At 62.2% G+C, this 21,329-nt stretch carries 33 protein-coding genes; 4 read left to right on the top strand and 29 right to left on the bottom strand.

The window, feature by feature from the left end; genetic code table 11:
* Positions 1 to 22: 22 nt before the first annotated feature.
* The 15 genes from K7W42_RS19410 to K7W42_RS19340 form a co-directional block, all read right to left on the bottom strand.
* Complete coding sequence (locus tag K7W42_RS19410) at positions 23 to 316, bottom strand: DUF4177 domain-containing protein (RefSeq protein WP_224576778.1); 294 nt, start codon at positions 314 to 316, stop codon at positions 23 to 25.
* Positions 317 to 393: 77 nt separating this feature from the next.
* Positions 394 to 813, bottom strand: coding sequence for a hypothetical protein (locus K7W42_RS19405; RefSeq protein WP_224576777.1), 420 nt, complete (start codon positions 811 to 813; stop codon positions 394 to 396).
* Positions 814 to 848: 35 nt separating this feature from the next.
* Entirely contained in the window at positions 849 to 1,637 is a 789-nt protein-coding gene (locus K7W42_RS19400) for a hypothetical protein (RefSeq protein ID WP_224576776.1), read from the bottom strand.
* Positions 1,621 to 1,866 (bottom strand): hypothetical protein, encoded by a 246-nt coding sequence (locus K7W42_RS19395; protein ID WP_224576775.1) that lies wholly within the window; start codon positions 1,864 to 1,866, stop codon positions 1,621 to 1,623. Before K7W42_RS19395 ends, K7W42_RS19400 begins: the two co-directional genes overlap by 17 nt.
* Before the next feature lie 3 nt (positions 1,867 to 1,869).
* Positions 1,870 to 2,367 carry a hypothetical protein gene (locus K7W42_RS19390; protein WP_224576774.1) on the bottom strand — a complete coding sequence of 166 codons (498 nt, stop codon included), beginning with the start codon at positions 2,365 to 2,367 and terminating at the stop codon, positions 1,870 to 1,872.
* Between the two features lie 15 nt (positions 2,368 to 2,382).
* Positions 2,383 to 2,769 carry a hypothetical protein gene (locus K7W42_RS19385; protein WP_224576773.1) on the bottom strand — a complete coding sequence of 129 codons (387 nt, stop codon included), beginning with the start codon at positions 2,767 to 2,769 and terminating at the stop codon, positions 2,383 to 2,385.
* A complete protein-coding gene (locus K7W42_RS19380) occupies positions 2,766 to 3,161 on the bottom strand; it encodes a hypothetical protein (RefSeq protein ID WP_224576772.1) in 396 nt (131 codons plus the stop codon). The genes K7W42_RS19385 and K7W42_RS19380 overlap by 4 nt, the downstream gene beginning before the upstream one ends.
* 12 nt (positions 3,162 to 3,173) lie before the next feature.
* A complete protein-coding gene (locus K7W42_RS19375; protein WP_224576770.1) occupies positions 3,174 to 3,719 on the bottom strand; it encodes a helix-hairpin-helix domain-containing protein in 546 nt (181 codons plus the stop codon).
* Between the two features lie 15 nt (positions 3,720 to 3,734).
* Positions 3,735 to 4,463: a hypothetical protein gene (locus K7W42_RS19370; protein ID WP_224576768.1), complete on the bottom strand. Its 729-nt coding sequence runs from the start codon at positions 4,461 to 4,463 to the stop codon at positions 3,735 to 3,737.
* On the bottom strand, positions 4,463 to 4,867 hold the full coding sequence (locus K7W42_RS19365; protein ID WP_224576766.1) for a hypothetical protein: 405 nt from the start codon (positions 4,865 to 4,867) through the stop codon (positions 4,463 to 4,465). Before K7W42_RS19365 ends, K7W42_RS19370 begins: the two co-directional genes overlap by 1 nt.
* A 15-nt stretch (positions 4,868 to 4,882) precedes the next feature.
* A complete protein-coding gene (locus tag K7W42_RS19360) occupies positions 4,883 to 5,233 on the bottom strand; it encodes a hypothetical protein (protein ID WP_224576764.1) in 351 nt (116 codons plus the stop codon).
* Positions 5,234 to 5,325: 92 nt separating this feature from the next.
* The gene (locus K7W42_RS19355) at positions 5,326 to 6,420 is read right to left on the bottom strand and encodes a phage major capsid protein (RefSeq protein WP_224576763.1); all 1,095 of its coding nucleotides are present in this window, start codon (positions 6,418 to 6,420) and stop codon (positions 5,326 to 5,328) included.
* A 69-nt stretch (positions 6,421 to 6,489) separates the two neighbouring features.
* The gene (locus K7W42_RS19350; RefSeq protein ID WP_224576761.1) at positions 6,490 to 6,846 is read right to left on the bottom strand and encodes a hypothetical protein; all 357 of its coding nucleotides are present in this window, start codon (positions 6,844 to 6,846) and stop codon (positions 6,490 to 6,492) included.
* Positions 6,847 to 6,895: 49 nt separating this feature from the next.
* Positions 6,896 to 7,144, bottom strand: coding sequence for an HNH endonuclease (locus tag K7W42_RS23365; RefSeq protein ID WP_224576784.1), 249 nt, complete (start codon positions 7,142 to 7,144; stop codon positions 6,896 to 6,898).
* A 512-nt stretch (positions 7,145 to 7,656) separates the two neighbouring features.
* A complete protein-coding gene (locus K7W42_RS19340; RefSeq protein WP_224576760.1) occupies positions 7,657 to 7,953 on the bottom strand; it encodes a hypothetical protein in 297 nt (98 codons plus the stop codon).
* A gap of 695 nt (positions 7,954 to 8,648) precedes the next feature.
* On the opposite strand from K7W42_RS19340, the gene K7W42_RS19335 reads away from it, so the two are divergent.
* Positions 8,649 to 9,659 carry a PD-(D/E)XK nuclease domain-containing protein gene (locus tag K7W42_RS19335; RefSeq protein ID WP_224576759.1) on the top strand — a complete coding sequence of 337 codons (1,011 nt, stop codon included), beginning with the start codon at positions 8,649 to 8,651 and terminating at the stop codon, positions 9,657 to 9,659.
* 102 nt (positions 9,660 to 9,761) lie between these two features.
* Here the strand turns inward: K7W42_RS19335 and K7W42_RS19330 are convergent, their stop codons facing one another.
* From K7W42_RS19330 to K7W42_RS19305, 6 genes are all read right to left on the bottom strand, one after another.
* Positions 9,762 to 11,075: a hypothetical protein gene (locus K7W42_RS19330; RefSeq protein ID WP_224576758.1), complete on the bottom strand. Its 1,314-nt coding sequence runs from the start codon at positions 11,073 to 11,075 to the stop codon at positions 9,762 to 9,764.
* The gene (locus tag K7W42_RS19325) at positions 11,072 to 11,575 is read right to left on the bottom strand and encodes a hypothetical protein (RefSeq protein ID WP_224576757.1); all 504 of its coding nucleotides are present in this window, start codon (positions 11,573 to 11,575) and stop codon (positions 11,072 to 11,074) included. The genes K7W42_RS19330 and K7W42_RS19325 overlap by 4 nt, the downstream gene beginning before the upstream one ends.
* Positions 11,565 to 12,965 (bottom strand): hypothetical protein, encoded by a 1,401-nt coding sequence (locus K7W42_RS19320; RefSeq protein ID WP_224576756.1) that lies wholly within the window; start codon positions 12,963 to 12,965, stop codon positions 11,565 to 11,567. Before K7W42_RS19320 ends, K7W42_RS19325 begins: the two co-directional genes overlap by 11 nt.
* Positions 12,962 to 14,323 carry a phage terminase large subunit gene (locus tag K7W42_RS19315; protein ID WP_224576755.1) on the bottom strand — a complete coding sequence of 454 codons (1,362 nt, stop codon included), beginning with the start codon at positions 14,321 to 14,323 and terminating at the stop codon, positions 12,962 to 12,964. Before K7W42_RS19315 ends, K7W42_RS19320 begins: the two co-directional genes overlap by 4 nt.
* The gene (locus K7W42_RS19310; RefSeq protein ID WP_224576754.1) at positions 14,320 to 15,090 is read right to left on the bottom strand and encodes a terminase small subunit; all 771 of its coding nucleotides are present in this window, start codon (positions 15,088 to 15,090) and stop codon (positions 14,320 to 14,322) included. The genes K7W42_RS19315 and K7W42_RS19310 overlap by 4 nt, the downstream gene beginning before the upstream one ends.
* Before the next feature lie 143 nt (positions 15,091 to 15,233).
* A complete protein-coding gene (locus K7W42_RS19305; RefSeq protein ID WP_224576752.1) occupies positions 15,234 to 15,443 on the bottom strand; it encodes a hypothetical protein in 210 nt (69 codons plus the stop codon).
* 111 nt (positions 15,444 to 15,554) lie between these two features.
* Between K7W42_RS19305 and K7W42_RS19300 the strand changes: the two genes are divergently transcribed.
* Complete coding sequence (locus tag K7W42_RS19300) at positions 15,555 to 15,938, top strand: hypothetical protein (RefSeq protein ID WP_224576750.1); 384 nt, start codon at positions 15,555 to 15,557, stop codon at positions 15,936 to 15,938.
* A gap of 90 nt (positions 15,939 to 16,028) precedes the next feature.
* Here the strand turns inward: K7W42_RS19300 and K7W42_RS19295 are convergent, their stop codons facing one another.
* The 5 genes from K7W42_RS19295 to K7W42_RS19275 all read right to left on the bottom strand — a co-directional run bounded on the left by K7W42_RS19295 (position 16,029) and on the right by K7W42_RS19275 (position 18,422).
* A complete protein-coding gene (locus K7W42_RS19295; RefSeq protein ID WP_224576748.1) occupies positions 16,029 to 16,955 on the bottom strand; it encodes a hypothetical protein in 927 nt (308 codons plus the stop codon).
* A gap of 373 nt (positions 16,956 to 17,328) precedes the next feature.
* The gene (locus K7W42_RS19290; RefSeq protein ID WP_224576746.1) at positions 17,329 to 17,577 is read right to left on the bottom strand and encodes a hypothetical protein; all 249 of its coding nucleotides are present in this window, start codon (positions 17,575 to 17,577) and stop codon (positions 17,329 to 17,331) included.
* On the bottom strand, positions 17,570 to 17,749 hold the full coding sequence (locus K7W42_RS19285; RefSeq protein WP_224576745.1) for a hypothetical protein: 180 nt from the start codon (positions 17,747 to 17,749) through the stop codon (positions 17,570 to 17,572). The genes K7W42_RS19290 and K7W42_RS19285 overlap by 8 nt, the downstream gene beginning before the upstream one ends.
* Positions 17,746 to 17,961, bottom strand: a complete 216-nt coding sequence (locus K7W42_RS19280; protein ID WP_224576743.1) for a hypothetical protein — start codon at positions 17,959 to 17,961, stop codon at positions 17,746 to 17,748. Before K7W42_RS19280 ends, K7W42_RS19285 begins: the two co-directional genes overlap by 4 nt.
* Positions 17,943 to 18,422, bottom strand: coding sequence for a VRR-NUC domain-containing protein (locus tag K7W42_RS19275; protein ID WP_224576742.1), 480 nt, complete (start codon positions 18,420 to 18,422; stop codon positions 17,943 to 17,945). The genes K7W42_RS19280 and K7W42_RS19275 overlap by 19 nt, the downstream gene beginning before the upstream one ends.
* A 77-nt stretch (positions 18,423 to 18,499) precedes the next feature.
* Between K7W42_RS19275 and K7W42_RS19270 the strand changes: the two genes are divergently transcribed.
* Both K7W42_RS19270 and K7W42_RS19265 read left to right on the top strand, forming a co-directional pair.
* Positions 18,500 to 19,087, top strand: coding sequence for a ParA family protein (locus tag K7W42_RS19270; RefSeq protein ID WP_224576740.1), 588 nt, complete (start codon positions 18,500 to 18,502; stop codon positions 19,085 to 19,087).
* Between the two features lie 359 nt (positions 19,088 to 19,446).
* Positions 19,447 to 19,593: a hypothetical protein gene (locus K7W42_RS19265; protein ID WP_224576738.1), complete on the top strand. Its 147-nt coding sequence runs from the start codon at positions 19,447 to 19,449 to the stop codon at positions 19,591 to 19,593.
* 294 nt (positions 19,594 to 19,887) lie between these two features.
* On the opposite strand, the gene K7W42_RS19260 is transcribed toward K7W42_RS19265, so the two are convergent.
* From K7W42_RS19260 to K7W42_RS19250, 3 genes are all read right to left on the bottom strand, one after another.
* Positions 19,888 to 20,187 (bottom strand): type II toxin-antitoxin system RelE family toxin, encoded by a 300-nt coding sequence (locus K7W42_RS19260; protein WP_224576736.1) that lies wholly within the window; start codon positions 20,185 to 20,187, stop codon positions 19,888 to 19,890.
* A gap of 82 nt (positions 20,188 to 20,269) precedes the next feature.
* Positions 20,270 to 20,875 (bottom strand): hypothetical protein, encoded by a 606-nt coding sequence (locus tag K7W42_RS19255; RefSeq protein ID WP_224576734.1) that lies wholly within the window; start codon positions 20,873 to 20,875, stop codon positions 20,270 to 20,272.
* Complete coding sequence (locus K7W42_RS19250; protein WP_224576731.1) at positions 20,872 to 21,234, bottom strand: hypothetical protein; 363 nt, start codon at positions 21,232 to 21,234, stop codon at positions 20,872 to 20,874. Before K7W42_RS19250 ends, K7W42_RS19255 begins: the two co-directional genes overlap by 4 nt.
* Positions 21,235 to 21,329: the final 95 nt, after the last annotated feature.

Here is a 21,329-nt window from a genome sequence, read left to right as displayed (position 1 = left end):
CGGCCACCGCTGAAGTCTGTTGTTAGGGTTTGGGACGCTTAAAAATGTAGTTGGTGGTGCTGCCCCCGTCGCCGGTCACGACCTGCACGAGTTCCCAGCCGTCTGCGCCCACGCAGTTCAGCAGGCCGGTCACGCCGCGCTGCGGGCACTTCAGGGCGTCGAGGATGGCGTCAATGTCCTTGCCGGACACAGAGCCGGCGGGCGTGCTCCAGGCCTGGGCGATGCTGCCCAGAGTGAGATAGGTGGCGTATTCCCAGGGGGCGGCGTTGGCGTATCCGCTCAGCGCAAGGGCCCCGACCAGCAACAGGCGTCGCATGCTCAGAGCTTACCCAGAGAGGCCGGGTGACGCGCCCGGCCCCTCTGCGCCGTGGAGGCTGGACCTGCCGGGCCAAATCAAGCTGGCTCGTCGGTTTCCAGCCGCCGCATCTGCTCCGCCACCGCGTGAATGCGGTCCAGATTGTCCTCGCTGGTCAGGAGCTGGACCACCCAGCTCGCCTCCCGCAGTTGTCCCTGTTCCAGCGCGTCGCTGATCAGAAGGCAGTGGGGTGGGCTCAGCAGCTGCCCCTGCGCCCGCAACTCCTCGGTCTGGGCAAACCAGGGCAGCAGCTCAGGCGTCTTGAACAGCTTCCAGTCCGGCGTCTTCTTGCCGTCCCCGCCCTTGCCGCCCAGGGCGTTGCCGATAAAGGCCTGGAGCTGCGCGAAGGGCCAGGCACGCTTCAGGTGGATGCCCGGCACCCGGCTGAAGAGGAAGGCCAGCACGAGGCTGCTCTCGCCCAGTGCGCCGCGCCAGGTGTAGGCCGGGTAGTGCTCCATGACCTCGGCGATGATCTCGGGCCAGGCGATGGGGCCTAGGTCGGGGCCACGTCGTCCGCCTCGGCGTTTGGGACCTCACCCTCGCCCAGACCGGCCTCGGGGTCAGCCACCTCACCGCTGCGCAGGAACTGCGCGATGGCGGTGATGTCGCCGGTCTGCAGCGTGGCCAGCAGCCACCCCCCGGTGACAGGCGAGGCGCCGTCGGCGATACGGGCGTTCAGGGCCTCGGCCATGACATCGGCGGCGGCGCGCTGGGCGGCCTGGGTGCGGGTCATGGTGGCCAGGGCCTGGTCCCGCAGGCGCGCCATCATCTGGGGCACGGATTCCCCTTCCAAGAGACCCGCCTGATCACTGAGGGCCTGGGCTTCTTCGGCCACCGTCAGGGCGTCGGCCTGCTCACTCGCCTCCGCCGCGCGCAGCAGCTCGGCATAGGAAAAGGCGCGGCCATCAAATAGGCGGCCGTCGATCTCGATGCTGGTAAACACGGGCAGATCCAGCGTGGCGCCGGGGAGCAGCCCCTGCCCCGTGCGGAGGTAGGTCAGGGTGAGGTCGCTGTTGGCCTTGCCCAGGTGCTGCTTGACCCACTCGGGCGTGATCTCCCGGCCATCGCGTACACGGGCCTGGAGCACGTGGCGCATCAGGCCCACTTCCAGGTCTAGCGGGGTGGGACCTGTCTCCCCGATGCTTTGCAGGTTGACTTCCTGGATGAGCATCTCTTCCTCGCCGTTCAGGCGCTTGCTCCAGAAGTCGGCGTCCCCCAGTTTGACGGGGCGGTTCTCGTGAAAGGAGGTGGTGAAACGCAGGTTTTCAACGGCTTTCTTCATTTGGGTGCTCCACGGTCAGGGTGAGGCCCACCGTCATGCCGGTGGTGTCCAGCAGGTCGTCGGGCAGGCGCAGGCGCAGGGTGTCCCCGGCCTCGGTGCAGACGGTCACGGATGAGGCGGTGACCCCGAAGAGGAACAGCAGGGCGTCATGAAGCTCGCCCAGCTGCGCGTCATCCTCCGCGAGGACCACCACGGTCGGCATGCCGTCCCAGACGTCACGCCACAGCACGGTTTAGGCCTGCACGCCGCGCGTCGGCCCTTCCAGCACGCTCAGATTCTGGTGCTCGACGGTGATGGTGCCTTTGGCCGGCGTGGTCAGGCGCCAGCTCAGCACGTCCACGATCAGGTCGTAGATGGGCTTGCCGGTGCCGCTGCCGAGCGGCTGCACCTCGAAGTACACCCAGCCGCCGGTTTCGCTGCCCGAGAAGGCGGCGTCCTCCAGAATCTTGACGGCCAGGTCGTCTTCCACCCAGGTTACGTTCGCAATCTCCAGGGAGCCCTGTTGGGTGCCGTCGCGCACCGACACGGTCTTGCCGCCGGTGCAGAAGTTCTCCAGGTCGATGGTGCCGTTTTCCAGGCCGACGCTGACGCTGTTGTGCAGGCACAGGACCTTGAAGTTGCCGGTCACCGGCTTGGTCACGGTGCCGTCGGCGGCAATGCTGCCACTGGGGATGGGGGCGACGCGCACGACGCTGTTCTTCCCGAAGCGGTACTTGGCTTTGGTGGGCATAGCGATCTCCTTGGATCAGTCGGGGGTGACCGCGAGGGTCACCTGCTCAGGGTTCTGCGGACTCTCGGGAATCAGGCGGGGTTCCTCGGCGAGTGGCCAGAACACTTCCGCAATTGCGTTGGTGGCGGCCTCTAGGTCCTCGGCACCGCTCCAGTTGATGAGGCGAATGGTGTATGAGGGAACGAACCCCAGGAAGGCGAAGGCGTCTACCTCCCGCTGCTGGGGGGTGCGGCTGACCAACACCTCCAGGCCGGTCACCGTGGTGCCTTCAGGCCAGTCCCCGATGTTCAGGGCAGCCACAGGTACCCCATTGACCGTGGCCAGCCCCAGGGCGACGCCGGCGGCCGTGAAAGCGGCTTCCAGCTGGCTGCGCAGCGCTTCAAGGACAGTCGGCGGGGTCACAGGAGGCGCCGCAGGTGCCCAGCGAACAGCGCCGCCGGATTGAGCTTCCGGAGCGTGTTGGCCGGGACGTTGCGGGCGGGGCGGCTGGCCTCGCGCTTCCTGAACACCGCCCCCAGGTAGGTCGCCGCCGCGTGGTCCGCCGTCCACTCGATGACCGCGTTCAGCGGCGAGGTGTAGCGCGCGGGCTGCTGGCTGTCCCGCAGCTCACCCGTGTCCACCACGTTGCGGGGGCTGCCAGCCACCTCCCCGTTGCGGCGCCGCGTCTGCTGGTCCCAGCCGTAGACGGCGTCCTCGTGGGCAGCAGGCAGCGCCTGCTCCACCTCGCGCACCGTGCGCTGGAAAGCCAGTTGGGCGGGCCGTTCCAGTGCGCGGAGATTCAGCGTGGTCGTCACGCGGCCCACGGCTCAGCCTGCGGGCTTGGCCGCGTCCCGGATGGCTTCCAGGCGCTTCACGCCAATGCCGGGCAAGGCGCGCAGGGCCTCGTCCGTCGCGTCGCGCACCGCCTCCAGGCTGCGGTATCCGCCCGCCCGCAGCGCCTCGACCTCCGGGAAGTCGTCGGCCAATTGGGTTTCGAGCGTCGCGCGGGTCGGCTCGGGCGTGACCAGTTCCGGCAGGGTCGGCTGTACGGGGGTCAGGTGGACGAGCTGCTCCAGTTCTGTGCTGGCTTTCTCCATGGCGGCCTCAAACGCGGTCTGCTCCACGTCGTAAGTGCCGTAGCGGCGGCGGATGCCCCGGTTGTAGCGGCGCAGGGGCTCCAGGGCGGCGGCAATGGCAGCCCGTACCTCGTAGCCGTGGCGGGCCTCGGGACCGGCCAGGTCCGGATTGAGCACGAGGTCGGCGTAATCGCCGCCTCCGGTGGGGTCCACGGTGATTTGGGCGGCCTGGTCGAGGGTGGCGTCCTCAGTGACGCGCACGCGCCTCAGGGCATCAGGAATGGCGGTCTGGGTCATAAAAGGTCCTCCGAGTTAGGGCGTGCTCCACGACGCCACGAACCTTCCGCCGAACTGCGCTTCGGTGGCGAGGTCCTCGTCGGGGTAGGCGAGTTTGAGGGTCAGCGTCCCCGCCTGGCCTTGCAGGGTCAGGGGTGCCTTCAGGCCCCAGCGCAGGCTGGGGGGGTGGGCGGCCGGGGCGGTCAGACTGCCCCAGCGGCCGATCAGGACCAGATCCGCCGCGTCGGCGCCCACCGAGTCCCGGATACGCGGGTCGGTGGTGGCCGAGAGGCGGGCCTGAATCGGAAAGGGCGTGGACGGGGCGGGCACCTGGTTGCCCGTGCCGGGCTGGATGACCGTCCCGGCGCTGGGCACCTGGAAGACCAGGTCATGGACACGGGTACGCTCGGGCAGCGGTGCCACCCGCGCCACCAGGCAGAAGCCGCGCCGCCCAGGGTCCAGCGGCGCGGCCACCGGCACGAACACCCGCCCAGCCGCGTCCGTCAGCATCCAGCCCAGCGTGCGGGCCGCCTCAAGGGGCGGCAGCAGCGCAGTGAAGGTGCGGCTGGCCACCTCCGGGGCGTCGATCTCCGGCCCGACACTGGAGCGGTCCTCTTCCTCGCCCAGCAGCGCCCGCACCGGCACGCCCGGCTGCCCGAAGCGGATCAGGGTGAACGGCCACGCCAGATCCGAGGCCAGCACGTCCGCGATGATCGGCCCCACCTGTGACAGCTGGGCCTCGGCGGCGTTCAACAGGTCCAGCATCAGCGGCTGACCCCGACTGGCCGGCGGCGCGGCACTCCCGGCAATGCCAGGTCAAGAAACTGCGCAGCGAAGGCGTGCCACTCCTCAGCGGCAACAGTGGCCCGTCCATGAACGTCCGTCCCCGAAGGGTTCAGTGTCAGTTCCAAGCCCGGCAACTTGATGCCTTTCAAGCCACCACTGCTGCTACTTTCCTCCAGGCTGAGCACCCCGCCAAGGCCAGCCTTGAAGCCCAGGCTCTTGGCGGCAATCGCGGTGCGCGCCGCTTCTGCGGCCGGGCCGGTTAGGCTGTCCAAGTCTGCTCGCCGCTTGGTGGCCTCCCCACTGGCCCAGATGGCTGCCAAATTGAGAAAGGCAGCCTCGGGAATGGGCGCCCCGGGAATGAGGGTGGGCACGTCGGCAGGCACAAGCGCCTGCACCGCTCAGTCCGCTTCGACCAGCTCTTCGCTGCGCAGCTTCTCGCGCACGAAGGGCGACAGGGGCACTTCGGTGGGCTCTTTCCCGATGACCTCGCGGGTGCCTGGATCGGTAAACTCGCCCCCATAGGCCGCAATGGCGTCGTTGACGCGCACCGTGACCGTGGGTGCGGCCTTCTCGCTGCTCTTGCCCCCGCCTTGAAGTTCCGTCAGCTTGCTGCTGAACGCGTCCAGCTTCTCGGCGCCGTCGCGGGTGGCCAGCGCCAGCAACTCGTCCAGTTGCTTCTGATTTAAGCTGTCCGGCACCTTTTGCCCGTTGGCGGCTTCAATGTCCCGGATCGTGTCTGCTTTTGCCATGTCGGTCTCCTGTTGGTGCCGCGCTGGGCACCAGTCCTACTGCCGAAAGGGTGAGGCGCCCCCGTCTGGAGGCGCCCCTGGTCACACCTGGCTCAGGCGTGGGCCTTGGTGCGGAAGGCCTGGGTGTCAGGCTTGGCCCAGCCCACGACCTCGCTGATGGCGATGTTCTCGAACTGCGAGGTGATGAGCTTCTCGCTCTCCACGATCTCGCTGCCTTCCTCGTAGAACTCCTCGAGGCCGTTCGCCTGGTCGATTCCCAGGATCTTCTTGCTGCCCTGCAGAGCGCTGTCCGCCATGGCCATCTTGGGCTGCATGCCCAGGATGTTCGGCCACTTGCCGGTATCCCGGAAGTCCGCGCCAGCGGCCGTGGCCGCCACCCCCGTGAAGATGTCGAGGTTCAGGATCGCCGCCAGGTCGGCCGCGTCCGCCGTGATGATGCCGAACTGGACGCCCTGCACCAAGCCGTCCATCTGCAGGGCAATGATGTCCTGCAAGGTAAAGGTGGTCCCCGTCGCTGCTGTGCTGGCCGGCGCAGGGTTGCTGTTGCCGTCGCCGTTCAGCGCCGTATTCAGCGCGGTCTTGGCCTTGCGGCGGCCCTGGGCACGGCTGACCTTGCCGATGTAGCGGGTCAGCACCGGAATGCGGGCCCGGCGCACGGCCTCGTAGCTCAGACGCAGCACACCCCCGTACTTCTGGCCGTTCACCGCCTTGTCAGCCAGCGTGATGGTGTACACAGGCATCTCGCCCAGTTCCGAGACGCGGCCGAACTCCAGTTCTTTCTCCTGGCCGGCGGCAATCACACCAGTGCGGTAGGCGTTCCCGTTGATGCCCACACGGGTGCTGACCAGGTCACTGGCCTGCAGCACGTTGACGGCGTCGCGCTCCGCGTCACGGTACTCGCGCACCACGAACTCGGGGAACAGCACCCGGTTGTTGGGATCGCTCACGAAGGCATCCCCCGTCTGGGCGAATTCGCCTTTCGTGCGAATCCCGGCGGCGGCCAGCAACTGCTTGAAGGCGTCCACCGGCTCCCCCGCACTGTTGCGGGCATCAGGGCGCACCAGCGACTCGTCAATGTCGCCCTTGCGGCTCATTTCGTTGAGCAATTGGCTCAGGGTCATGCCTTCACGGGCGGCATCCTGGTACAGGCCGAGTTCCAGGTTCTTCAGGGTCTTGATCTTCGTCATGCAGGTCTCCTGGGAGGCAAAGCAAACGGCCCGCGCGTGGGCAGGCCAGATCTGGGGCGGATGAACGAATCAGCCGAGGTCAATGGCGGCCAGATTGTCGGCCACGCCCAGCACCCGGCACTCTTTCCCCGAGGCGCTGACCTTGGCTTTGCCGGTGCCGTCCACGCCCACTTTCTGCAGGCCGTAGACGGCGGCGCCGGTCCAGGGCACCACGATGACGCCGCGCGTGAAGACAGTGCCCAGGCCGTCGCTCTCGCGGGTGACCAGCTTGCCCAGTAGCGCAGCGTCAGCAGCCCCACGACCAGCGGTGCCTGCAGCGGTCTGGGTGAGCGCGTCGCCCTTTACGGCGTTTGCATCGAGGGTAAAGGTGAGGCCGGTGTTGTGCTGGCCGGCGTATTCGACATTTCCGATTTTGATAGGAATCACGCTCCTTAAATGGAAAACCCCGCGATAGCGGGGAACGGTAGAAACGAATTTAGAGATAAGCTATAAACTTGAAAAAGTCTAAATTGTTTTTGCGCTTGTTGCATGTTTCGCAAGCGACACACAAATTCGCAGGCCAGTTTGTTCCTCCCTTCGATAGGGGAATTTTATGATCTATGTTGTATGCTTTGTGCAAATACTCCTTACAGTAATAGCATCGACCTCCTTGCAAACTGTATTTAGCCTTTATGTCATTCGGAGTATAGGAACCTGCTGCATCCCATTCTCGCGCACGCCGCATATTCCGGTAAGCAATAAATTTCTGAGGATTGGCAGCATATCTACTCCGAGCGGCGGCTCTACATTGGTCAATGTTACGTACTCGCCAGAGGCGCTTATAAGCTGAGCGCTGCTTCTGATGCCGCATCGCGTACATGCGCTGAAGGTCACGATGCCGCTCTCGGTTGGCAGCACGCCAGCGGGCAGCGCGTGCCACATTGGCATTCCGAAAGTTTGCGTCAGTTGCTTGCTTAAAGTTATGACGCTCTCTGTAAGTTGCAGCATTTTTGGCACGCTCTCGTTTAGAAATAGCCTTAGACTTTTCAGGATTTGCCCGCTTCCATTCACGCAACTGAAAATTACGACAGATTTTGCAAAAAGAATCTAATCCATTTCGCCCTCCTCTCTTCTTCCGAAATTGCGTGACTGACTGAGGATTCTTCTGAGTGCAGGTTGGATTTAGACAGGCCCTCAGATCACTAATCTGAGACGTGTTTGGCACAGTATTAGAGGGAGAAGGTGTGGACATAGTCCTTACGCTTCCTCGGGCCGGGCCGACAGAGAGTTGGCTCCCCCTTCTTCATTACTGTAGTAGACGGCCATGCGAAGAGCAGCCAGCATCATGCTTACATCGCGCTCATCCGTGGAGTTCATACAAGTCACTTCAAACCGCTCATTTTTCACTTGTGCCACCATCGGTACGAGCGTTTGCATAGCGCGAAACTCTACTTCAGAAAGCGAAAACCGCCCATGGAAGTCTTTCTGACGGCCAGATATATACCAGCGGTTTGTGTCCCCCTCAATTGGAGGCAACTTGCGGCCCCCGATCACGCGCTTCTCCTTAAAACACGGGCCAGGCTAGCGGGCATAGGGATAACCTCACTGACCAGTGTGCGAGTGCTGGCGCCACGTAACACGCCATCCGCTTGGAACACGGTGGCAGGCTGACCGTCAATCTCAGCGGCGTACTCTCCCGTACGCTTGCTGATGGTGACGGTATTGCGACGCACTTGGACTACGGCGCCATCCATCCGGTCTAACGTCTCAGTTACCCAGGTGCGACTTAGAGCTGAAACTTTGTGGCCTTGCCCGTCATAATGCATATGAACCCCCAAGGTTCCCAATAAGCCCTCCGTTCCCGCTAAGTTCTGGCGGGCTTTCTTGGTGTCCTTATAGTACATGCTTTCATGTACTACGTCAAGGCTTCTATGTACCATGCTTCTATGGTACCTTTGGCTTGTGGAGATGATGATGACTTACTCTGCGTCAATGGTGGAATGGAGAATTCCCGAAATCTTGAAGCAATATGAAGTATCTGCTTATAGGTTTGCCGAGAAGCTGAATGGCAAAGTGAATAGGAATAGTGCATACGATCTTGCTGCTGGACGATCCAAACGCGTTGATCGAGAAACACTATCCTCTCTAGTGAGAGTTTTTAGAGATATAACGGGAGATGAAACTTTTAACGTAGGAGATCTTTTCGTCTTTATAGATGATTGATCTATTAAACGAGATTCGATATCACTATGAACCACCAGGAGATCGGAATGCACTACAGAACAGATGTGGATTTTGAAACCTTTTCACTGAAAGATCTCGTACTTAAACTAACATCTGAATTCCTATCAATTACGGAACTTTATATATTTGGCTCAAGAAGATACAGAACCATGAGCAGAAGATCGGATGTGGATATTCTCCTGAGAAGTTCTGCGCATATACAACCAGCCAGAATAAGAAGTTTCACTCTACTTAACTGCCCGGCACTTGATATTTTTATCTCAGAAGGAGGAAAGGCCATAAGCTGCGCAAACGAAAGCTACGTTATGGATTCTTCCTTCGATTTGCTTGTAAACAGACTAGATGCCATATGTATATTTAGGGATGGATCCATATTAAGTTCAGCAGATGTAGATTGGACATTCGAAATACCAATTGGTGTCGATATACCTATGACATCGATGATAGGCCCCGAACCGTCCTATAATCGTTGGCGGCCTGCTCTAAGAGGACTACTCAGTCAAGTTCAGACTATGGGTCTACCAACAGAGCCTTATATTGCCTCAGATTACGAATCCTTTGCTAGTTTTACAATAGATATACTCAAAAGGTCATTTTCAGTCATAAAAGAACTAAACACTAAAGGAAAGTCAAGTCAGATAGCGGTTAGTAACGAATATGATTTACAAAATCTATTTTGGATATTGAACAAACCCTGGCTACCCACAATAGCAAGAGAAGAAGTAACTTTGATATACGATGGGAGTAGCAAAGTCGCTGATTTCAATATAGCCAACAATGCAATTGTTTACGAGTTCAAGCACATAAAAAATACAGGCACTAAAGCATCCGTCCTAAAAACTATAAAGGGACTTGAGGATTTTTACACCAGAAATCCTAACATCCAGGTTTTAGTTTTTGTTGTTCTAATAGAACATGATGTGGAGATGGACGACAGAAGAATAGAAAGTGAATTCTCCAAATCTGGAGATCGCACCGTGCAAGTCTATTGCATTAGAAATAATCCACGAAGATAGCTACTTCTATCTTCGGACTAAGACCCATGTATTCGGTCCTCATCCTGAAATTTCTTACTCTCCTGAACAGGGATAGTGCGAGAGGCCAGAACCTCAGCCGGCTTAAACCGCGTCGAAGTTCGGAGTGACCTTTTTGGCCGGCGTGATGTCCTGGTCCTCACTCAGGCGCACGTTGGGCAATCCGGCGTCGCGCTGGGCCGTCAGGCGCTGCACCTCGGCGCGGATGTCCGCCAATTCCAGGGTGCCGAAGGCCTTCTTCGTGCGGTCGGCCGCCGCGCGGCCAGCCTCGTCGTTGCCACTGACCGAGAGGGTCAGCGCATGCAGGTCGTTCAGCAGGTCCTGGCGGTAGGTGCGGCCGTCGCCAGCCTCGGCTGCCAGAGCCTGCAGGCGCGCGGCCGTCACCTCCTTGGGTTCCAGGCCCAAAGCCGTCGCATGGGCTTCGAGCTGGGCTTGCCCGCCCCTGGTCACCGCACCTTCAATCTGCGTGTCCAGCAGGGCTTGGGCTTCAGTTGGGGTGGCGTCGATCTCTTTGACCGAGCCGTCAGGCAGCTTGAGGCGAAGTTTCAAGTCCATCTCTCCTTTGGTGTCCGCCTGCGGCGGCTGAGGGGGCGCGCCCTCGCCAGCGGCGGGGGCCTTCTCGTACACGGCCTGCATGTCCTTGCTGGCCGCGAGCTGGAAGCGGGTCTGAGGGGCGGGGCCGCCGATGGCGCTGGCGCTCGCAGCGAGGAGGTTCGGACTGGCTGCGTCCCCACCGACCTTCGTGCCGGGATAGGCGCCCCGATATACGAGGCTGCCCTCGCTGAACTGCACCGCTCCCGTGGTCCAGATGAAGCACAGGCGCGTGGTGCTCGCCCCAGTCTCGGGGTCCTGGATGGTGTAGGTCTGCCCCGCGTAGTACGGGCTATTCCAGTAGCTCGCCCCCGTGATCGAGCACAGCGCCTGGTCGTACCAGTACCCAATGCTCGCCTCGTTGATCACACCGCCGTCGATCAGGGCGATCAAGCGCTGACCCTCAGCGTCGTTCAGGACGTAGAACCACGTGTCCAGCCACAGCTCCTGCTGCGGCTCCCCCAGCGGCGGGCTGGCCACGTAGTCACCGGTCGTGACGGCCGCAAGGTAGAAGCTCCCGAGCGGTGTGTTGTCGGTGACGTGCGCGCTCAGGACCGGCCCGCCCGCATCGTTGATCTGGTTGGCGAGGATGGCCAGGCCGCCGTCCGGCATGCGCGTGTAGTAGCTGGTCAGCTTGTTGCCGAACAGTCGCACGGGACGGGCCAGCACCTGCTCGGCGGTGAGGTCGGGTTTGCCCCGTCTGGCCTGAAGGGCGTTGATCTTCTCCAGGTGCCCATCGGGAAGGGAAGCGCTCGCCCCGGCCGCGAGGGTTAGGGCAAGCGTGAAGGCGGCGCGATGCTGGGTCATGTGGAACCTCCTGATGAACTCAGTTCCTGCACCAAGCGCCGAGCCGCCACCTTGAGAGCGAGGTCATGAGCCAGCTCGTCCGCTTCTCGCTGGGCGTGAGTGAACACTTGGCGCAACTCCAACAGCTCTTGGAAAAACGTGGTCTCCCGAATTTGGCTGCTTGAGGACTCCAGCGCAGCCAGAAGGCGACTCACTAAGGTGATGAGCGACTGCGCCTGCTCTCGGTAAGACAGAACGGCCTGAACGTCGCCTTCCACTACAGAGAGGGCGTGCGTGAACCGGGGCAGCCAGACCGGCCCGAAATGCTTGTGAATTTCTTCCATCAGCTGACGCAGGGTGGGCACTTTGACCGGCGTGTCCTCAATAGCCAAGAGCACGGGTTGACCTGTGTTCGGGCACAGACCCCAGTGTGTGTGTGGCCCCACTGGATTGTCTAAGGGCCCGAAGCCCATACGGTGATCTTGCCCGCAGCGCTGGCAGGCTTGTACGTCAACTTCCATTGCCTTCCTCCTTCGGCGGGTCACTCTTGCCGGTGCTAGGCGCCCACCAGTCCGGTGCGCGGTCGGCGTCTTCGGTCACCACGTCCCAGCGCCGCATGGCCTGAGGTGCATAGGCGCGTCCGAACACCCGCACCAGCGCTTCATCGGTCTGGGCTTTGAAGAACTCGGCCCTCGCTTCGTCGAGCGCGAACGGACTGGCCGGCGGAGTGAAGCGCACCCAGGCCTGCGCGGGGATGCCCCGCAAAGCCAGGTGCAGGTTCATGCCGAACTGAAGCTGCCGCGCCACCGTCTGCTGAATGGCCACGGCCTGCGCGTGCACGATGGGCAGCGTGACCTGGGCCAGCGCCTGCGTGGTGCTGTCCATCTCGCCCCGCAAGAACGGCAGCGTGCGCAGCGCCCCCCAGACGCGCTTCTGGTTCCCCTTGGTGATCTCCGGGGCGCCGCTCGCGGTCTGATTGATGGGCACCACATCAATGTCCGTTCCCTTAGGACCGATGTAGACCCCATTGGCACTGCCACTGACGATGGTGTCGGCCAGTTCCGCAAAGTACGCGGCCACAGCGTCGTCGTAGCCGGGATCATCTTCTGAGGCACACCCCAGATCTCGTGGCGTGGGGATTGGCGCCGTCGCCCGCACCAGCGCGCTGCGGGCCATCAGGTTGATGACGCGCTGCTCGGCCGCCAGCAATTGCCGCTTGCGGTCCAAGGCGAAGAGCGAAGCCAGGAACAGGGGCAGGCCATAAGGGGAACGCCCAGCGGTGCGCGGCGCGGCGTACAGGTAAGTGCGCGGGTGCAGCAGCACTGCGTTGCCTGGCGCGCTTTGCTCGTGAATCAGCGCCTGCGTCTCGCGGTCACGCCGAATCCGCACCTCCTCGGCGGGCACCACCGCCACCCCAGCCACGCCCCGCCGGCTGCGCTCGGGGTACCACTCGCAGCTACTGGCGCCGGCTAAAGCCAGCTCACCCACCTGATTGGCGATCAGGCCCGAGAGCCCGCCCCCTTCCGGGAAGATGAACTCGCTCCAGGCTTCCAGTTCGAACTCGGCTTGCTTACTCGCCCGACTGCCACCCGTGAAGTCCAGCGTAAAGCCCGCGCCACAGAGGGCTTGCAGGTCCCCAAGCGAACCGGCCACGTCGTCGTCACTTTCCGCCAGGCCCCGCAGCACGCCCACGATGCGGCGGCGACTGTCCCCTGGATATCCGGCCAGCGTGTCCTCAAAGAACGACAGCAGCCCAGCCAGATCATTCGGGTCGCGGCTGACGCGGGCGTTTGGATCACGGGCCAGCTGGGTGCGCAGGCGCCGCAGGGCGGCGTGAGCGACATTGGACGTTGGGGCTTGGGGTGGGGGTTGGCCCCCCAGGAGGGCCCGGACACTCTGAATGATGTTCACCGGTTCCTCCTGGCGCCGCCCCGGAAGGCCGCGCGCACCGCACTGGGCTTAGGCTCTGGCTCACGGCCCAGCCCGTCCACATAGGCCACGGCGTAGCGCATGGTGTCCATGCCGTGGTCGTTCTCTTTCACCGGCGCTTCCTTCTCCGTCTTCCCCCGCACCGTGGGGTACACGTACCCAGGCAACTCTTCCAGCGTGCTCGTCGGCTTCTTGCTCTCGATCAGGTTCTGATCGGTTTCGACCAGGCTGTCCCGCATGATCACCAGGCGCGGCTTGCCGTCCGGCGCAGGCCGGATGCGAGCTTCCACCGCCTGAATACCCGGGCTGACCGCTTTGAAGGCCGCTGTGGTCGCGGCGCCCAGGTGCCGCTCCAAGGTGGCGCGGTCCTCGGCGTCGTGATCCGTGATCGTCGCCTCAAAGCGCTCGCCCTCGCTCAGGGCCTTGATCTGCTTGGCGTGATCTTCCACCAGACGCTGCGTCCGGTACAACTCGCGGTACAGGATCATGCGCCCGTCCGGGTCAATCGCCCACCACTGACAGGTGAAGGGGTTCGTGTACCCGAAGTCGATCACGCGGATGCGGCGCCACTCAGCAGGCAGCTCACGCTGGTCAATGATGTTCAGCTTGTCATCCCAGCCGCTGTACACCATGCCCTCGGCTGCCACCCATTGGCCTTTGCGCAGGCGCTGGTAGCGCACGCCGGTCAGGTTGTCGAGCTTGCTGATGTAGTCCTCACCGTATTTGGTGAGCTTGCCATCCGGGGTAAACAGGCGCGGGTTGTCTTCGTGCCGACAGATGATGCGCCTGGAGAGACCCCGCCGCATGCGCTGGTTCAGCCAGTGCGTGGGCGCCCCTGGGTTGCAGTCGGCCAGCAGTTGCTGGTAGGGCATGACCCCGTTTCTGAGGCGGGTCGTGAACGCCTCCCAATCCTCCTCCCAGAATTCAGTGGCCTCGAATGCCGCAATCACGTCGTACTCCGAGGACATGATCTTGATGCTCTTGTCCATGCCGCCCACGACAATCTCTGACCGGTTGGCATACTTGTAGGATCGGCGCACCTGCCGCTGCTGGTTTTCCGTGTCGCAGGCCGGGCGCACGTAATCTTCCCAGGTCACGAGCGTGGTGTCCGTCAGGCTGGCCCGCGTCTTGCGCACGATCAGGGCGCGCATGCCGGGGTACTTGATTGCCAGGGCGTTGAGCTTCTCAAGCAGGCCCCGGCTCTTGCCTGTCCCAGCCGGACCGTCGAGCACCACCTCCGGGTCACGGGCGAAGAACAGTTCACGCGCCGCGCCGAAGGGTTCATAGACCAGGGCGCCCGGCGGGTACTGCTGCCCACCGACGTGCACGTGGCCGGTCACAAGGCGTCCTCGGGGATGCCCACGATGAACTTGATGGGCAGGGGGCTGCCGTCCGGGTTCTCCAGAGCCAGGCGGTCACCCCAGAGGCGGTAGTGCTTGCCCAGCAGCTCGCGGGCCGCAGCGGCGTCATGAAGCTCGATTTCCAGACCGAACTTGGTTTCCTTGAGCTTTTTGACCAGGTGGAGCTTGCCGGCGTTCTTCGCCTTCTCCAGGTCAATGCGGACCACCACGCGCTCTTTCCACTCGGCCTCAATGCTGACTTCAGGGTCACCCTCGTCCGGGTTCGCCTTGGCCAGGGCCCGCTCGCACTTGCGAACCGCCCGGTTCAGACGGCGCAGTTCCTTCGTGATCCAGTCCGAGCGCTCTTCCTTCGCGCTGTCGAGTTCTTCGCTCAGTTCTGCGATGGTGTCGTTCAGGAGATCAATGGCTTCTTCTGCCGGCAGATGCACGGGCTCCAGGTAAGGCACGCGCTCAATGGTCAGGAAGTCTTCCATTGAACCGGCTGCTACCTCAGCCGTGCGAGCCCTAACCTCATTGCGGCCCATGACCTGCTCGAAGCCCGCTTCCACAGCCGCCGCGATGTTCGGTTTTGTCAGGTTCTCGCTGGCGATCTGCCGCGCACTGTCTTCGCTGTAGCCCGCCGCAATCGCCGCCTTCGTGCCGTTCGGTTCGCGCACGTACTCCCGCACGAACTTCTTCTGTTTCGGCGTCAGTTCGGCAAGCAGCTGCTTGTACGTTTTCGGGGTTTCGATCTCAGGCTGGGTCAAGGCTACTCACCTCCTGGGTGGGCGAAACAAACGAAGCGGCGTGCTCCTCCTCTTGGTGAAGAAGGGGCACACCGGCAGTGGGTTGGGCGGGCACACGGAACACTCAGGGCCGCATAGGGGCCTGAGTCAGGCGAGCGTCGTGCTCAGGTGTCCAGCTGGTGGGCGATCTCTCGAATCAGCACACCCGACACACTGAACCCCGTGGGCTGCACCGCCACGTCGCTGAACCAGAACATGCGGTTGTGGTGGCCTTGCACGTCGCGGGCTTTCTGCGCGGCCGTCGTGACCCACTCGTCAGAGCCCGTGAACGTGTGCGTGGTGTCGTCCGTCAGGTGCAGGGTCAGTGTGGCCATGCGGTCAGTGTAAAGGGAGAGCTCTCCCTAAAAGTCTGTAGTAGGAGTGTAAATAGAAATTGCCGTCACTTTTATCATATAGGGCGTTAAAACTAAGACTAACGTGGATTTATGAAATTAGAATGGACACAAACAAATGAGCGGGCATTACTTTTAATAGAAGAGATTAATGTAATGCTGGTGGAGATTGGTTTCTTTCCTTTCTGGGGAGAGACAAGAAATACTCATCCAGAAGCTCAAGTTCTTATTGACCGACAGTTAATCAATATGAACATTTTGCAAGAAACAATGGGCGAATACCGACAATACATTGAGCACATGATGGCGACGATGTCACTTGCTCCACCAGAAGCAGCCTACCCGGAAGAGTTTTTGAAAGGTGCACAGATAGCACTCGAGGGTATTGTGACTACTCACGCCAATGTCCTGGCCGCACTGAATAAATTTCGAGGTTATTACGGCAAGAACGAGAATCCAGGCAGCCGCTTGAACTAATACGACCTCCAGAGGCCAAACAAGAACGCCGCCCCCGAAGGAACGGCGCGTGATTTCGACTTTGTTGTCCAGCCTAACAAAAGTATGCGCTCACCGTGAAATTTCCGCAAGGGGGAGATTGCGCAGGTGCTCCTGTGCGGCCAAGTCGCCCACATTGAAGGCGAGCGTCAGGACCGCCTGGGCATAGCGCACAGCCTGTGGTTTGTCCCGGTACCACCCACCGCCAGGATTTACCAGCGTCGCTACCGTCCGGCCCTCCCGAATCGCACTCAGCGTCTCATCCGCGTTTACCAGCGCGGCGAGGGCACTCTCGGACACGGAGCGGCAGCCGGGCAGTTCGACCTCCCTGGTCCGCAGGTCATACGGCGCACTCGCCCAGTTGCCCACCACGGGGCGCATGCGGCCGTCGCCACCCTCGCGGCGCTCCCTTGGCAGTTCCTCTAGCTTTCCCTGCCAGACCCGCCATGTTCGCAGGGCCTGGTAGTAGCCTTCTGCGGCTTCCCGCGCGGCGCGCTCCCGTTCCCGGCGGTTCTTCCCGCTGAACTCGTCATGCACGATCCGCGTGTGCGTCTGGCCGAGTGGGGGCGCAGGGGGCGGGGGCGGTCCAGGCGTCTGGTACCTCGGCCCTGGACTGCTGATGGCCAGCTGCGCACTCTGCCCCGGCAGCGCCTGCACCTGCTCACGCGCGTACTGCGCCGGGTCCTGCACATTCCGGGCACGGGTCGCGCGCGCTTCGGGACCGATCAGCCAGTCCTGCGCGCGTTGGGCCGTGAGGATCTGATGGTACAGGGCCCGCAGCTGACGTCGTAAGGTCTGGGCGCCCGCTCGGCGAGCCCGCCACATCGCCCGCACGAGACTGCGGCGGGTGTCCCGCAGGCCCACTTCGGTCGGGTCAAGCCACTGAGCGCGCACACGCTTCTCGGCGGCCTCCAGACTCGGCAGGCGCGGGCGGCGCGGGGCAGTGGTCTTGGCTATGGGCGTGGGCCCAATCACTTCAATGGCTCGGACCTGGACCATCAGCACCGGCCTCCCTGGCCGTGCTGACACAGCAGAGTGCTGTCAGAGTTCAGAGCGCAGCATGGTGACATGTCGCCCAAGCGCTTCACCGTGCACCTGGGGCTTACCGTGCTCTCCCTCGCCGTGCCGGCCATTTGGACAGGCTGTAACCACCTCGTGCAGGGCACACCACCCGCCGCAGTTGTAACGGCTCCTACTGCACCGGCCAGCACTGTCCCAGTTACTCTCACCGCCCCATCGGCCGGGTCCGTGTGTTCGCCGACGACCTCAGCAAGCCCAGTCAGTCGTGATCCGACCGTGCAAGCGGCATGTGACGCAGCCCAGTTGATCCACGACCTGAACAGCAGCAATTGAAGAGAAGGGCGAAGATGAATCATGAAGCACCTCGTTTAAACAGTCGCTGCGTACGAATGATGGGCGGCAGGTTCGTAGGCCGCTCGAAGCACCCATCTGTCCGGGGCAGCAAGCCCAAGTCGTAGGTGTAATGGCCCTTCAGGTCACCCACCCGCACGTACCCCCGCCGCAGCCGCTGGTAGGTCGCCGTGATCAGGCCGCGCAGCACCGGGTCATCGGCCTGCGCTAAGGCCTGTTCGTATTCGCGGTCCTGCTGACGCTTACTCACCAGCAGCCTTCTCAGGGCGGCGCCCCATGCCCTTGCAGGCCGGGCAAGGGGCGTAGACGTGCTGGGCCTCAGGCACCGGGCCAGGCAGCAGACACAGCCCGCCACAGGTCGGGCAGGCCTGCGCGGCCCACTCCTCCAGAAGGGTCCACAGCCGATCCAGCCAGCGTTTCACCTCTCCCCTCCCCCGGCAGGCAGGCCCCGCAATTCGCACAGCCAGTCCCGCATCGCGTCCAGGGTGTGCGGGGCCAGACGGTTGAATTGCGTACCTGCTCCCGTGGCCAGCAGGTCGGCGCCACCATCGGGCGTGGCGCGCAGAGTCACCGTCCCCTGGAACTCACCGGGCAAGGTCAGGGGCGCTGGAACGATCAATAACTGGGTGCGCACAGTTCCTCCTGAGCGGCGGCCAGCGCCTGGTCGAGGGTGTAGGCGACGGTCACGCGAAAGCCCGCTGCGCGCAGCCGGGCGTGGGCAGCCAGCTGAACTTCAGAGGGCTTCTTGCCGGGTTGCTTCAGTTCCAGGAAGAACAGGCGCCTTGGTGCGCGGTACACCTGCAAGTCAGGCCAGCCAGCGGTCGTCCAGATCACGCCACCTCGGTCACTGCCCAGCAGGGTCTGCTGCACGTCCCACCCGAAGGCCGTCAGGTTCCGCACCACGTCCGCCTGGAACAGGGCTTCGGTCAGGTAGCCGTTGCTGGCACTGGCCGGCAGGTAGGTCTCGGGGTGGCTGACTGGCCCGTTTGGGAGGCCCAGGTCATGGCGGGCCTGCGCGCGGCGGGCCGGGTCGGTGATCCGCTCCAGATACGCCTCAGCGTCTGCCCGTGTGCTGAAGGTCCCGTAGCGACTCATGCTCTCGCCTGCTGTGGTTTCACACAATCACATTTCTGAGCTTCTGATCTTGTGTGATTGTGTAAAATCACCGATGTATGAAGACCATCAGCGTGCTGAGCAAGAAGGGCGGAGTGGGGAAGACCCTGACCTCGATTGGCGTGGCCCAGGTGCTGGGCGAGGCGGGGCATACCGTGGCCCTGCTGGACCGGGATCCGGAAGGCACGGCCACCAGTTGGGCGTACAACGCTCAGGAAGCAGGCACGGCCCTGCCCTACCGCGTGGTGGGTCCTATGCAGGCCACGACCATCGGCGCCGTGGACTTCCTGGTTGTGGACACCCCGCCGAACGACAAGCGCACGCTGCAGGACACGGCCAAGCAGAGCGAGGTGCTGCTCGTGCCGCTGCTGCCCGGCTCGGGTGAGGTGGACCGCCTGGAAGAAACGGTCACGGCCCTCAGCGAGGTCACCCTGCCGGATGGGGTGCAGTTGGGCTTTGTTCTGAACCGTCTGGAAAACGACGGGGTAAGCCGCGCGATGCCCGATGCGTTGGCCCAGCTGGGCTACCCAGTGGTGGCCCACGTGCGCAAGTCGGTGGACTACCAGCGCAGCTTTGGAGGCCTGATCCCTGGACACTTGCTTGCGCCCTTTCGCGAGGCGCTGAACGAACTGGGGGTCCAGGCATGAGCAAGAAGGGCAACGATGCGAACAGCATCCTGAAGGCCGCGCGCCGTGCTCAGGACGTGCCGCGCCCTGTGTCCACAGAATCACACGATCACATTTCTGTGACTTCGCCACCTGCGCCGCAGACTGTGGCTGCGCCAGAGACCGAGAAACGGGTGAACGTGGCGCTGCCTGCCAGCACTCACCGGGCCCTAAAGATTCGGGCAGCAACAGAAGGATGCAGCGTGCAAGATCTGGCCGACCGCGCCATTCAAGAGTTTCTGGGTCGCCCGAGCTGAATTGAATTTCTGTCATTGTGTGACCTCACATTTCTGTGGGGTCACACTTTTATGGTCTCTCCGCCTGCCTTTCTGGAGCGCCTGATGGACGAAGGCGGCGCGCTGCTGGAGCAAGAAGGAGGTCATGCCCCCAGCCTGCCCGACTCATCATTTACTCATGTTACAGTGGACATGGGATTGAGCGGTGCAATCGGGCGTGCTTTAAGCAATCTGCCCCTGAATGGAAAGTGACCTGTTTTCACAGGCAGGAAGCTGAAGAAGTACCCGTTCCAAGCAGTGTCAGCACTTTGCTTCAAGTGACGCTTGGGCATTTCCGGAGGCAGACTAGGTGCAAAGTGGATTGTCAGGTCCGAAATGCCAACGCTCTTGGCGTATTCGGCACTTCCAACCTTTTAGATGAATGATCGCTTGCTGAGTTCCACTGAAAAGATTCGTCAATTTGCGTTTCGTAGCCGCTTCCCTAAAACATCCCCGAAAAGGGGCTGCCCGCGTGCGGGAGGCACACGGGCAGCTGGAGAGGGCGGGTCACGCCCGGCGACGGGAGGTTGTGGCGTAAGGGTCGGACCGTTTGCCGCTCTGGCGGGCGCCAATGGTGAAGACGGTGACGGTCAAGCTCGCGTCGTCAATGTGGTAGACGATCCGGTAACGCTTACTCACAGCGTGATGGCTGAACAGCCCAGCGAGCGGTTTTTTCAGGGGCTTGCCCACGTTGGGGTTGTCGGCTATGCGCGCCAGGGCCTTATCAATCTGGGCGCGGGTGGTGGGGTCGAGTTTCTTCAGGTCCGCCTGAGCATCGGGCTCGAAGGCGATGGTGTAAGTGGGCATGTGGCCCTCCGTTTATGTAGTCGGAGGGCCACATCGGGCACCCTCCTGGTCGGGAACGTCTTCAGCAGAAGAACGGTCCTGATCAGGGAGCGCAGGGTTGAACGGTCAGCGGTATGGCTGACGGGCGCATGGATAGCACACCCGCGCCCTGTTCGCGCCGGGTTTTCAGCCGGATAAGGGCTTTCAATCGAATAACGACAATGAAAAATCTCAGAGAGATTCGTACTTGAAAGCGCAGCGAATTGAGTAGGGCGCGGAACTTGTCCACGTTCACCTGAGCGAACAGAGGCGCCAACACCGCAATGTAGTCGCGCAGATCGATGTCGTCTTCTACTGCCTTCTGCCGCAGGATGCCGAGGATCAATTCCGTGTACTGATGCAGCGGCGGTATCCCCGTTAGGGTCGCGTTGATATCCTCAGTGACAAGTTGGAGGCTTTCACTCCACGCAGTGGCCACTGCACGGCGCGCATTGCGAATACTCTGTTGCCGCCGTGCCTTCAGCTCCTCTGAACACGCCTCCTTGATGTAGAAGAGGTTCAGCCCTCCGCTGACCGATGCGCGGTGTTCAAGATCAAAGGAATGGTATGCATTAACGAACGCGTCAAAGACGACAGTAAGAGCAGTGTCTTGTGCTGCTTCGATCTTGTCCGGACCAAAATGCGCAACGTTCGCAACATGCACGTTCATGTGGTCACCCTGTTGCGGCTCTTGAATTTCTCGAATCTATCGAGAATGTCAGGGTGATCATTGAGCACGTCGTTTGTTTCCTCGTCGTCGGTGTAGGGGACGCCTGCGGCGGACTGGCGCAGGGAGACGGGTTCGGGCCGACCGGTGAACAGGTCAGTTACGCTGACCTGCTCGCCCGTCAACGCACTGAGCGCGGCAACGACATGGTTCAGGTTCTCCATGTCGATGCGCTTGACGCTGTCGCCGCGGGCCATGGCGAAGATGCTGCCGCGCGCGACCTTTCCCTCGGTTTCCTTGACGAGCCTGTAAGCCGTCAGGCCGTGGTCGCGCAGATACTGGTCGAGGGAAAAACGGAGCATAGTGACAACAACCTAGCACGGTGTCAGATACCTGTCAAATTTCAGTTTGTACATCCGCACATGTAGGCACTTCGGACAGAGGTCCCGCGCACACG

Source organism: Deinococcus betulae (genome assembly GCF_020166395.1).
Classification (GTDB): domain Bacteria; phylum Deinococcota; class Deinococci; order Deinococcales; family Deinococcaceae; genus Deinococcus; species Deinococcus betulae.
This window is presented reverse-complemented; position numbering and strand designations above follow the sequence as displayed.

Bases quoted from the DNA above. Each gene is read 5' to 3' on its own strand.
- K7W42_RS19390 (WP_224576774.1), bottom strand. From the start codon at position 2,367: ATGCCCACCAAAGCCAAGTACCGCTTCGGGAAGAACAGCGTCGTGCGC.
- K7W42_RS19360 (WP_224576764.1), bottom strand. From the start codon at position 5,233: ATGGCAAAAGCAGACACGATCCGGGACATTGAAGCCGCCAACGGGCAA.
- K7W42_RS19260 (WP_224576736.1), bottom strand. From the start codon at position 20,187: ATGCCCACTTACACCATCGCCTTCGAGCCCGATGCTCAGGCGGACCTG.
- K7W42_RS19335 (WP_224576759.1), top strand. From the start codon at position 8,649: ATGAACCACCAGGAGATCGGAATGCACTACAGAACAGATGTGGATTTT.
- K7W42_RS23365 (WP_224576784.1), bottom strand. From the start codon at position 7,144: ATGCGGCGTGCGCGAGAATGGGATGCAGCAGGTTCCTATACTCCGAAT.
- K7W42_RS19250 (WP_224576731.1), bottom strand. From the start codon at position 21,234: ATGCTCCGTTTTTCCCTCGACCAGTATCTGCGCGACCACGGCCTGACG.
- K7W42_RS19410 (WP_224576778.1), bottom strand. From the start codon at position 316: ATGCGACGCCTGTTGCTGGTCGGGGCCCTTGCGCTGAGCGGATACGCC.
- K7W42_RS19255 (WP_224576734.1), bottom strand. From the start codon at position 20,875: ATGAACGTGCATGTTGCGAACGTTGCGCATTTTGGTCCGGACAAGATC.
- K7W42_RS19295 (WP_224576748.1), bottom strand. From the start codon at position 16,955: ATGGTCCAGGTCCGAGCCATTGAAGTGATTGGGCCCACGCCCATAGCC.
- K7W42_RS19265 (WP_224576738.1), top strand. From the start codon at position 19,447: ATGGACGAAGGCGGCGCGCTGCTGGAGCAAGAAGGAGGTCATGCCCCC.
- K7W42_RS19270 (WP_224576740.1), top strand. From the start codon at position 18,500: ATGAAGACCATCAGCGTGCTGAGCAAGAAGGGCGGAGTGGGGAAGACC.
- K7W42_RS19275 (WP_224576742.1), bottom strand. From the start codon at position 18,422: ATGAGTCGCTACGGGACCTTCAGCACACGGGCAGACGCTGAGGCGTAT.
- K7W42_RS19355 (WP_224576763.1), bottom strand. From the start codon at position 6,420: ATGACGAAGATCAAGACCCTGAAGAACCTGGAACTCGGCCTGTACCAG.
- K7W42_RS19375 (WP_224576770.1), bottom strand. From the start codon at position 3,719: ATGACCCAGACCGCCATTCCTGATGCCCTGAGGCGCGTGCGCGTCACT.
- K7W42_RS19300 (WP_224576750.1), top strand. From the start codon at position 15,555: ATGAAATTAGAATGGACACAAACAAATGAGCGGGCATTACTTTTAATA.
- K7W42_RS19305 (WP_224576752.1), bottom strand. From the start codon at position 15,443: ATGGCCACACTGACCCTGCACCTGACGGACGACACCACGCACACGTTC.
- K7W42_RS19405 (WP_224576777.1), bottom strand. From the start codon at position 813: ATGGAGCACTACCCGGCCTACACCTGGCGCGGCGCACTGGGCGAGAGC.
- K7W42_RS19400 (WP_224576776.1), bottom strand. From the start codon at position 1,637: ATGAAGAAAGCCGTTGAAAACCTGCGTTTCACCACCTCCTTTCACGAG.
- K7W42_RS19325 (WP_224576757.1), bottom strand. From the start codon at position 11,575: ATGGAAGTTGACGTACAAGCCTGCCAGCGCTGCGGGCAAGATCACCGT.
- K7W42_RS19370 (WP_224576768.1), bottom strand. From the start codon at position 4,463: ATGCTGGACCTGTTGAACGCCGCCGAGGCCCAGCTGTCACAGGTGGGG.
- K7W42_RS19330 (WP_224576758.1), bottom strand. From the start codon at position 11,075: ATGACCCAGCATCGCGCCGCCTTCACGCTTGCCCTAACCCTCGCGGCC.